At 76.4% G+C, this 9863-nt stretch carries 9 protein-coding genes; 1 reads left to right on the plus strand and 8 read right to left on the minus strand.

Annotation, left to right across the window (positions count from 1 at the left end; all coding sequences use genetic code 11):
- The 8 genes from C6N75_RS08250 to C6N75_RS08285 all read right to left on the minus strand — a co-directional run.
- On the minus strand, positions 1-473 hold a 473-nt coding region (locus C6N75_RS08250), incomplete at its 3' end, for a cobalamin biosynthesis protein (RefSeq protein ID WP_105868204.1).
- A complete protein-coding gene (locus C6N75_RS08255) occupies positions 470-1819 on the minus strand; it encodes a cobyrinate a,c-diamide synthase (RefSeq protein ID WP_105868205.1) in 1350 nt (449 codons plus the stop codon). The genes C6N75_RS08255 and C6N75_RS08250, both read right to left, overlap by 4 nt.
- Positions 1813-2412, minus strand: a complete 600-nt coding sequence (gene cobO / locus C6N75_RS08260) for a cob(I)yrinic acid a,c-diamide adenosyltransferase (RefSeq protein WP_105868206.1) — start codon at positions 2410-2412, stop codon at positions 1813-1815. The genes C6N75_RS08255 and cobO overlap by 7 nt, the downstream gene beginning before the upstream one ends.
- 34 nt (positions 2413-2446) lie before the next feature.
- Entirely contained in the window at positions 2447-4498 is a 2052-nt protein-coding gene (locus C6N75_RS08265) for a putative cobaltochelatase (RefSeq protein WP_105868207.1), read from the minus strand.
- 70 nt (positions 4499-4568) lie between these two features.
- On the minus strand, positions 4569-6077 hold the full coding sequence (locus tag C6N75_RS08270; RefSeq protein ID WP_105868208.1) for a cobyric acid synthase: 1509 nt from the start codon (positions 6075-6077) through the stop codon (positions 4569-4571).
- Positions 6074-7063 carry a cobalamin biosynthesis protein gene (locus C6N75_RS08275; RefSeq protein WP_105868209.1) on the minus strand — a complete coding sequence of 330 codons (990 nt, stop codon included), beginning with the start codon at positions 7061-7063 and terminating at the stop codon, positions 6074-6076. Before C6N75_RS08275 ends, C6N75_RS08270 begins: the two co-directional genes overlap by 4 nt.
- A gap of 346 nt (positions 7064-7409) precedes the next feature.
- A complete protein-coding gene (locus C6N75_RS08280; RefSeq protein ID WP_105868210.1) occupies positions 7410-7631 on the minus strand; it encodes a hypothetical protein in 222 nt (73 codons plus the stop codon).
- Between the two features lie 52 nt (positions 7632-7683).
- On the minus strand, positions 7684-8961 hold the full coding sequence (locus C6N75_RS08285; protein ID WP_105868211.1) for an inorganic phosphate transporter: 1278 nt from the start codon (positions 8959-8961) through the stop codon (positions 7684-7686).
- A 218-nt stretch (positions 8962-9179) separates the two neighbouring features.
- Here C6N75_RS08285 and C6N75_RS08290 point away from each other — a divergent pair, with 218 nt between their 5' ends.
- The gene (locus tag C6N75_RS08290) at positions 9180-9857 is read left to right on the plus strand and encodes a class II aldolase/adducin family protein (protein ID WP_105868212.1); all 678 of its coding nucleotides are present in this window, start codon (positions 9180-9182) and stop codon (positions 9855-9857) included.
- Positions 9858-9863 lie beyond the last annotated feature (6 nt).

Genomic DNA, 9863 nt, shown 5'->3' on the forward strand with positions numbered 1-9863 from the left:
CCGCCCGTGTACCCGCCTCCCCCGGCCGACAACCGCGCCGACCGCCCGCGTGCCACCGCGCAGGTCACCCGCCCGGTCCCGGACACCCGCCGGGGGACGAGGAGTTCCGGCTCCGGCGGGCCGCCGAGCGCCCCCGCCGCCGCCAGCGCCGCGGCCTCGGCGACCGAGGGCGTGCCGAGCGCGGCCAGCGCCGCCGGGGAGGGGGTCGGCACGGCGATCCGGGCCAACTCCCGCGCCGGACGCGCCGCCAGCGGCACCCCCAGACGGGCCGCCGCCGCCACGATCCCCGGTTCGCCCGCCTTCTCCTCGGCCGTCGCCAGCGCCACCACCCCGGCCGGCGGCAGCCCGGCGTCCGCCAGCACCTCGCCGAGCAGCTCCAGCACCTCGCCGGCGGCCACCCCGCGCCGCGCCCCGACGCCGACGAACAAGCCGCCCGGACCCGGCGTACCGCGGTCCGCTCCGCCGCCGCTCATCCGGCGCAGTGCTCCGTGAACCGCCGGGCGGTGCCCGGGACGGCCGCCCAGTGGGTGTGCAGATAACTGGCGTGCACCCCGCCGACCGTGAAGCCCTCCACCCTCGGCTCCGGCTGCCTCAGTCCCCACGCCGGCTCCGGCCCCGCGCCCGGCTCCAGCACCGTGCGGTGGAACTCGTGGCCCCGCATCCGGGTGCCGGCCGCCGCCAGCGGGCTGTCGCCGAGCGCCACCGCGTCCCGGTAGCCCAGCGTCAGCCGCTCCGTCATCCGGGCGTCCGCGGCCAGCACGCCGCACATCGGCCGGCCGTCCAACGACCGGGCCAGATACAGCAGTCCGGCGCACTCGGCGGCCAGCGGAGCGCCCGACGCGGCCAGTTCGGCCACCGCCTCGCGCAGCCGCTCGTTGGCCGACAGCTCCGCCCCGTACACCTCCGGGAAGCCGCCGCCGATCACCAGCCCCCTCGTCCCGTCCGGCAGTTCCTCGTCCCGCAGCGGGTCGAACGGCACCACCTCGGCACCGGCCGCCGCCAGCAGCTCGGTGTGCTCGGCGTACGAGAAGGTGAACGCCGCCCCGCCGGCCACCGCCACCACCGGGCGCGCCCCGGGGGGACCGGCCGGGGCCTCCGCCTCCGGGCTCCAAGCCGGCGCGGACAGCGGGGGAGCGCTCCGGGCCAGCGCCAGCAGCGCCTCCAGATCGCAGCCCGCCCGCACCTGCTCGGCCTGCGCGGCCACCGCCTCCACCGCTGCCGCCTGCCGCTCGGCCACCGGCACCAGACCCAGATGGCGGGACGGCGTCGCCACCGCCGGGGCCCGCCGCAGCACGCCCAGCACCGGCACCCCCGAGCCGCCCAGCGCCTCCCGCAGCAGGTGCTCGTGCCGGTCGGTGGCCACCTTGTTGAGGATGACCCCGCCGATCCGCACCTCCGGGTCCCAGGACGCGAAGCCGTGCACCAGCGCCGCCACCGACCGCGACTGCGAGGAGGCGTCCACCACCAGCACCACCGGGGCCCTCAGCAGCTTCGCCACCTGCGCGGTGGACGCCAGCTCGCCCTGCCCCGCGGCCCCGTCGTACAGCCCCATCACGCCCTCGACCACCGCCAGGTCCGCCCCGGCCGCGCCGTGCGCGAACAACGGCGCCACCAGCCCCGTACCGCACATGTAGGCGTCCAGGTTGCGCCCCGGCCGGCCGGTCGCCAGCGCGTGGTAGCCCGGATCGATGTAGTCCGGTCCCACCTTGTGCGGGGACACCGCGAGCCCCCGGCCGGCGAACGCGGCCATCAGACCGGTCGCCACCGTGGTCTTGCCCGCCCCCGAGGACGGCGCGGCGATGACGAGACGCGCTACCACTCGATGCCCCGCTGGCCCTTCTGACCGGCGTCCATCGGATGCCGCACCTTCGACATGTCGGTCACCAGGTCGGCGAACTCGCACAGCTCGGCCGGGGCGTTGCGGCCGGTGATCACCACGTGCTGGCTGCCGGGCCGGTTCGCCAGCACCTCGACCACCTCGGCGGTGTCCACCCAGCCCCAGTGCAGCGGATAGGCGAACTCGTCCAGCACGTAGAAGCGGTACGTCTCGGCCGCCAGGTCCCGCTTGACCTGCTCCCAGCCCTCGCGCGCCTTGTCCTCGTTGGACTGCTCGGCGTCCCGCTGGATCCAGGACCAGCCCTCGCCCATCTTGTGCCAGTCCACCCGGCCGCCCTCGCCGGAAGCGCCCAGCACCTTCAGCGCGTTCTCCTCGCCGACCTTCCACTTCGCCGACTTCACGAACTGGAACACCCCGACCGGCCAGCCCTGGTTCCAGGCGCGCAGCGCCATCCCGAAGGCGGCCGTCGACTTGCCCTTGCCGACACCGGTGTGGACCATCACCAGCGGCCGGTTGCGGCGCTGGCGGGTGGTGAGGCCGTCGTTCGGCACGACGGCCGGCTGTCCCTGCGGCACTACGCGATCTCCTTCGTCTCAGCGGTACGGTGCATCAGGCGGCCCTCCCCGCGCCGCGGGCGTCCCCGCGCACGTCCCGGACCAGCCCGGCGATCGCGTCCGCGCGCAGCTCGTCCAGGGTGACCGCGGCGCCGCCCAGCGAGCGGGCCAGCTCGGCGGCGAGCCCCAGCCGCACCGGGCCGCTCTCGCAGTCGACCACCACCGAGGCGGTGCCCTCGGCCGCGTGCAGCCCGGCCGCCCGGGCGGCCAGCCTCAGCGGCTCCGGGCCGCCGGTGGCCCGCCCGTCGGTGACCACCACCAGCAGCGGCCGCCGCGCCGGGTCCCGCAGCCGCTCCACCCGCAGCACCTCGTGGGCGCGCAGCAGCCCGGCCGCCAGCGGGGTGCGGCCCCCGGTGGGCAGCCTCTCCAGCCGGGCGGCCGCCGCGTCCACCGACGAGGTCGGCGGCAGCGCCAGCTCGGCCTCCGAGCCCCGGAAGGTCACCAGGCCCACCTTGTCCCGCCGCTGGTAGGCGTCCAGCAGCAGCGACAGCACCGCGCCCTTGACCGCGCCCATCCGCTTGCGCGCCGCCATCGACCCGGAGGCGTCCACCGCGAACAGCACGAGATTCCCCTCGCGCCCCTCCCGAACCGCCTGCCGCAGATCGTCCCGGCGCACCACCAGACCCGGCCCGGACCGGCCGCGCGCCCGCTGGTGCGGGGCCGCCGCCTGCACGGTCGCCGCCAGGTGCAGCTTGGTCAGCGCCCCCCGGGGACGGCGCGCCCCGGTGGTCCGGCCATGGTCGGTACGCGCCCGGGAACGCCGCCCCTGCGCGCCCTCGCCCAGACCCGGCACGCTGAGCGCCTTCGTCCGGAACGGCTCGGCCGCCGGGGCCGCGGCCTGCTCGGGCGCCCCGGCGGCGGGCGCGCCGGCCGGAGCCTCGGCGGGCCCGTCCGTACCGCCCTGCGCCGTACCGCCCTGCGCCGGGCCCGCTTCCGCCGGACCGCCTTGCGGGGGCACCCCGCCGCCACCGTCCGGACCGCCGCCGGGACCGCCGTCGCCCGGCCCCGGGTCGGGATCGTCGTCGCCCTCCGCGTCCCGGGACTCCTCCAGCGTCTGGTCGAGCTTGTCCTCGTCCAGGCCCGGCGCGTCGAACGGGTTGCGCCGGCGGCGGTGCGGCAGCGCCAGCAGCGCGGCCTGGCGCACGTCGTCGGACGTCACGTCCGTCCGGTCGGCCCAGGCGGCCAGCGCGGTCGCGGTCCGGGCCATCACGATGTCCGCGCGCATGCCGTCCACCTCGAACGCGGCGCAGGTCGCCGCGATCTGGCGCAGCGCCCCGTCGCCGAGCCGCACGCTCGGCAGCAGCGCCCGGGCGGCGGCGATCCGCTCCCGCAGCCCGCCCTCCTCGGCGGTCCAGCGCGCCGCGAAACCGGCCGGGTCCTCGTCGTAGGCCAGCCGGCGGCGCACCACCTCCACCCGCTGCTCCGGCTCCCGGGAGGCGGCCACCTCCACGGTCAGCCCGAAGCGGTCCAGCAACTGCGGCCGCAGCTCGCCCTCCTCCGGGTTCATCGTCCCGACCAGCAGGAACCGCGCCGCGTGCCGGACGGAGACGCCCTCCCGCTCGACGTACGACGCGCCCATGGCGGCGGCGTCCAGCAGCAGGTCGACGAGGTGGTCGTGGAGCAGATTGACCTCGTCCACGTAGAGGATGCCGCGGTGGGCTGCGGCCAGCAGGCCCGGCTCGAACGCCTTCACGCCCTCCGACAGCGCCCGCTCGATGTCCAGCGCGCCGACCAGCCGGTCCTCCGAGGCGCCCACCGGCAGCTCCACCAGCCGGGTCGGCCGGGCCGTACCGGGTCCGGGCTCGTGCGGGCCGTCCGGGCAGTCCGGGTCGGGGGAGCCGGGCGCGCAGGAGAAGCGGCAGCCGGGCACCACGTCCAGGGCCGGCAGCAGCGCGGTCAGCCCGCGTACCACCGTCGACTTGGCGGTGCCCTTCTCGCCGCGCACCAGCACGCCGCCGATCGCGGGGGAGACGGCGTTGAGCACCAGACTCAGCCGCATGTCGTCCATGCCGACGACGGCGGTGAACGGATAGGGGACCGAGGCCATTAACGGACACTCCCTGCACAGGGGCGGACGGGGGGACGGGGGTGCTCCACCGGGTGTCGCACGGGGGTGCTCACGGCGCCCCCGGCGGGACGAAGGGAAGGCCGGCCGGCGGGCCGTGCTCGATCAGCTTCCAGAGCGCGCCGGTGTCGGCGTGCTCCTCGACCAGGTCGCCGAGCCGGTCGAGCTGCTCCTCGCGCAGTGCGCCGAAGGCGGTGTCCGGGGCGGGCACGAAGCGGCGGCCGGCCTGGGCGGCGACCTCGCGCAGGAACGCCCGGCGGAAGGCGTCGCTCTCCAGCGAGCCGTGCCAGTGGGTGCCCCAGACCGCGCCCACCCGGCAGCCGTCCAGGAACGGTTCGCCGCCCGCCACCTCGGCGACGCCGTGGTGGATCTCGTAGCCCTCCACCGGCTCGCCGAGCGCCGTGCCGGACGGCCGGGCCAGGGTCTTCTCGGGGGCGAACCGCACCCGTACCGGCAGCAGCCCCAGCCCGTCCACCAGCCCGGCCCGGGACTCGACGTCGTCCTCGATCCGCTCGCCCAGCACCTGGAAGCCGCCGCAGACGCCGAGCACCGGGCGGCCCTCGGCGGCCCGGCGGGCCAGCGCCGCGGCGAGTCCGCGCTCGCGCAGCCAGGCCAGCGCCCTCACCGTGCCGCGGGTGCCGGGCACCACCACCAGGTCGGCGTCGGCCAGCTCCTCGGGGCGGTCCACGAAGCGGACCACCACCCCCGGCTCGGCGGCCAGCGCGTCCACGTCGGTGAAGTTGGACATCAGCGGCACCGCGCAGACCGCGACCCGCAGCAGGTCCTCGCCGAGCGGCGGGGCGGTCACCGACTCGCGGACCGCCCCGCGCAGCGACACCCTGAGTCCGTCCTCCTCGTCGATGCCGAGCCCGTGCGCGTACGGCAGGACGCCGTAGGTGCGCCGCCCGGTCAGCCCCAGCAGCATGTCCAGGCCCGGTTCCAGCAGCGTCACGTCGCCGCGGAACTTGTTGACCAGATAGCCGGCGACCAGTGCCTGGTCCTCGGGGGCGAGCAGCGCCGTCGTCCCGAAGAACTGGGCGAACACCCCGCCCCGGTCGATGTCGCCGACCACCAGCACCGGCAGCCGGGCGGCCCGGGCCACGCCCATGTTGACGATGTCGGTGCGGCGCAGGTTGATCTCCGCGGGGCTGCCGGCGCCCTCGCAGATCACCGCGTCGTACGTCGTGCGCAGCTCCTCCAGACAGGCCATCACCGGCTCGAACAGCTCCCGCTGCCGGCCGCCGTGGTAGCCGCGGGCGCTCATCTCGCCGACCGGCCTGCCCATCAGCACGACCTGGCTGGAGCGGTCGCCGCCGGGCTTGAGCAGCACCGGGTTCATCAGCGCGGTCGGCTCCACCCGGGCGGCCTGGGCCTGCATCGCCTGCGCACGGCCGATCTCCGCGCCCTCGCGGGTGACGAAGGAGTTCAGGGACATGTTCTGGCCCTTGAACGGGGCCACCTTCACGCCCTGGCGCACCAGCCAGCGGCAGATGCCGGCGGTGACCACGCTCTTGCCCGCGTCGGAGGTCGTCCCCGCGACCAGCAGCCCGCCGCCCCTCATGCCCCGCCCGCCTTCCGCCGCTTCCGTACCGCCGAGACGGCCAGCCTGCCGCCCGCGCAGACGGCCAGGGCCCCCAGGGTCACCCGGCGGGAGAGGGCCACCGCCCGCTCGATGTCGGCGACTTCCACGTCCCGGCCGTCCGCGTTCAGCAGCGGGCGGTGCTCGACCCGGCCGCCGTAGGACAGGGCGCCGCCCAGCCGTACCCCGAGCGCGCCCGCGAACGCCGCCTCCACCGGGCCCGCGTTGGGGCTGGGATGGCGGTGGGCGTCCGCCCGCCAGGCCCGTACCGCCGCTGCCCGATCCCCGCCGGCGGCGGCGGCCAGCAGCGCGGTGAGCCGGGCGCCGGGCCAGCCGGCCAGGTCGTCCAGCCGGGCCGAGGCCCAGCCGAAGCGCAGGTGCCGCGGCGAGCGGTGGCCGACCATGGCGTCCAGGGTGTTGACCGCGCGGAAGCCGGCCAGCCCGGGGACCCCGGCCAGGGCGCCCCAGACCAGGGCGCCGACCACCGCGTCGGAGGTGTTCTCGGCGACGGACTCCACCACCGCGCGGGCCATCGCCGGGCCGTCCAGCGCCTGCGGGTCGCGCCCGCACAGGTGCGGCAGCCGCTCCCGCGCCACCTCCAGGTCCCCGGCCGCCAGCGCCCCGCCGATCGCCCGGGCCTCCCGTGCCAGCGTGGTGCCGCCGACCACGGCCCACACGGTGGCGGCGGTCAGCGCGGCGGCGGCGGGCCGGCCGCGCCGGCGGACCGCCCGGTCCGCGAGGGCCGCGACGCCGGCCGTGCCGCCGGCGCAGAGCAGGGTGTGCAGGGCGCCCCAGCCGCGGTGGTCGCGCCAGAGCAGGTCCTCGACGGCGCCCGCGGCGCGCCCGAAGGCGGCGACCGGGTGGCCCCGGCGCGGGTCGCCCAGCAGCGCGTCGGCGAGCAGCCCGGCGGCCGCGCCGGCCGCGAAGACGGCGGCAGGGGGGCGGGTGGGGGAGTGGTCAGCGCTCATCGGCGCCCGACGCTCTCGACCCCGGGGGAAGGCGGCCCGGCATGGGGTTCAGGTCCTCACTCAGGGTCCGCGCCCTGGTTCGACGTTCCGGCGGCGAGAGTTCCTGGCTCACCCGTGCCCCGCGCGCTGCGCGGGGCGGGCTCACAGTGGCGGGACCGCGCCGGGCTCTCACCGGGCTTCCTCTCCTGTGCCGCCGTCATTGGCCCCGGCAGTCCACCACGCCCCGAGAACGCCCGTCAACTCGCTGTTGACCTGCGGGACCGCCCGGTCGGGACCGGCCGCGGACGGCACGGCGCCCCGGGAGGCGGACGGGCCTCCCGGGGCGCTCGCGGACGGGTGACCGCCGTCAGACGACGATCAGGTAGATCCCGTACGCCACGGCCGCCGCGCACAGCGCGAAGCAGGCGAACGCGCCGGTACGGGCGAGGGGTGCGGAGCCGCCGTGGGCGCCGGCCGCCTCGTGCCGGGAGAGACCGGCGACGCCGAGGGTGAACAGGCCCACCAGGGCGACGGTGGCCGCCAGGCTGACGCCGAAGACGGTGCCGAGGGCTACCCAGTCGATCTTCATGTGCGGTTCTTCCTCAGATTCCTCGGAGCGGGTCCGTGATCCGGAGCCTGGCTCAGACGGTGGCGGCGGGCGCCGGGGAGTGGGAGGAGGCGGAGCCGGCCGTGGCCAGCTCGCCCGCGTGGCCGTGCACCGACGAGGTGGGGCCGGCCGGCGGCGGGGTGACGGCCGCGATGGCGGCGGTCACCACACCGGCGGGCTCCGGCTCGGCCTCGGGGGCCGGGGCGCCGGTCTCGTCGGCGGTGACGTTGGTGTGGTCGACCGGCTCGCGGCGGGAGGCCAGCCAGATGGCGCCGGAGCCGGCCACCAGCAGCGCCGCGGTGGCGACGACGCCCCAGGTGCCCTGCTTGGTCAGCAGCTCGGCCAGGGCGGCGACCACGCCGGCGGCCGGCAGCGTCAGGCCCCAGGCGATGAACATCCGGGTCGCGGTGGACCAGCGCACCACGCCGCCCTTGCGGCCCAGGCCCGCGCCCATCACGGCGCCGGAGCAGGACTGGGTGGTGGAGAGCGAGAAGCCCAGGTTGGAGGAGGCCAGGATGACCGTCGCGGCGCTGGTCTGGGCGGCGAAGCCCTGCTGCGGCTTGAGGTCGGTCAGGCCCTTGCCCATGGTGCGGATGATCCGCCAGCCGCCGAGGTAGGTGCCGAGCGCGATGGCCACGCCGGCGGAGACGATGACCCACATCGGGGGGTTCGAGCCGGGGGCGAGGACGCCGCCGGTGACCAGGGCGAGGGTGATGACGCCCATGGTCTTCTGCGCGTCGTTGGTGCCGTGGGCCAGCGAGACCAGGCCAGCGGAGGTGATCTGGCCGGCGCGGTAGCCCTTGGCGGTCGACTTGTTCTCGGCGGCGCCGCCGAGGCGGAGGGTCAGCCGGGTGGCCAGCATCGCGGCGAGGCCGGCCACCAGCGGGGCGGCGACGGCCGGGATGAGGACCTTGGTGACGATGGTGCCGCCGTTGACGGCCGAGAAGCCCGCGGACATCACGGCCGCGCCGATCAGGCCGCCGAACAGCGCGTGCGAGGAGCTGGACGGCAGGCCCAGCAGCCAGGTCAGCAGGTTCCACAGGATGGCGCCGACGAGCGCCGCGAAGATGACCGAGGGTTCGATGCCGTTCTCGTTGATGATGCCGCCGGAGATCGTCTTGGCGACCTCCACCGACAGGAAGGCGCCGACCAGGTTGAGCACGGCGGACATGGCGACCGCCGCCTTGGGCTTCATCGCGCCGGTCGAGATGGTCGTCGCCATCGCGTTGGCGGTGTCATGGAAACCGTTCGTGAAATCGAACACGAGAGCTGTCACGACCACGATGGCGAGCAGCAGCGTGAAGTGTTCCATCGACCCAGGCAATCGTTCGACGTCAGTGGCGTCGTGAACGTAGGGAAGCTGAATGAACGGAAGGTGAACTGAGGCGGGCTTCATGGTGACCCCAACCAGGGGCGGCTGATTCCGGTTACCACCTGGAGGGACCCGCCCCCGCCCCCCGCCTCGGACGATGCCGGCGCGCTCGTCCGCCGTCACCCGGAGTCACGTCCTCGGAGTGGCAGGATCGTCACATGACCGCCGCCTCCGAACCCCCGACAGCCCCCCGCTCCCCGGTCGACCGGGCCTGGGCCGAGCTGGTGGCCGCCGCCCGCCGCACGGTGGCCGACGGGCTGGTCGTCGGCACCTCCGGGAACGTCTCGGTGCGCGTCGGCGAGCTGGTGCTCGTCACCCCGACCGGAGTGCCCTACGACCGGCTGACCGACGCCGAACCGGTCGCCGTCACCCTGGACGGCCGCCGGGCGCTCGGCACGCTCCGCCCGACCAGCGAACTCCCGCTGCACCTGGAGATCTACCGGACCACCGCCGCCCGGGCCGTCGTCCACACCCACGCGGTGCACGCCACCGCGGTCTCCACGCTCGTCGACGAGGTGCCGCTGATCCACTACATGGCCGCCGCCCTCGGCGGCCCCGTGCGGGTCGCCCCCTACGCGCCCTACGGCACCGAGGAGCTGGCCGCGCACACCCGGGCCGCCCTGGCGGACCGCTCCGGCTGCCTGCTGCGCAACCACGGCGCCGTCACCTACGGCGACACCCTCGACCAGGCCTACGACCGCACCGCCCAGCTCGAGTGGATGTGCCGGGTCTGGCTCACCGCCACCGCCGTCCCCGGCCGCACCCCCGCCCTCCTCACCGAGGCCCAGGTCGCCGACACCGCCACCCGCCTCCGCCACTACGGCCAACCGGACTGAGCGGAC

Origin of the sequence: Streptomyces solincola, assembly GCF_002982015.1 — a bacterium.
Lineage (GTDB): Bacteria > Actinomycetota > Actinomycetes > Streptomycetales > Streptomycetaceae > Streptomyces > Streptomyces solincola.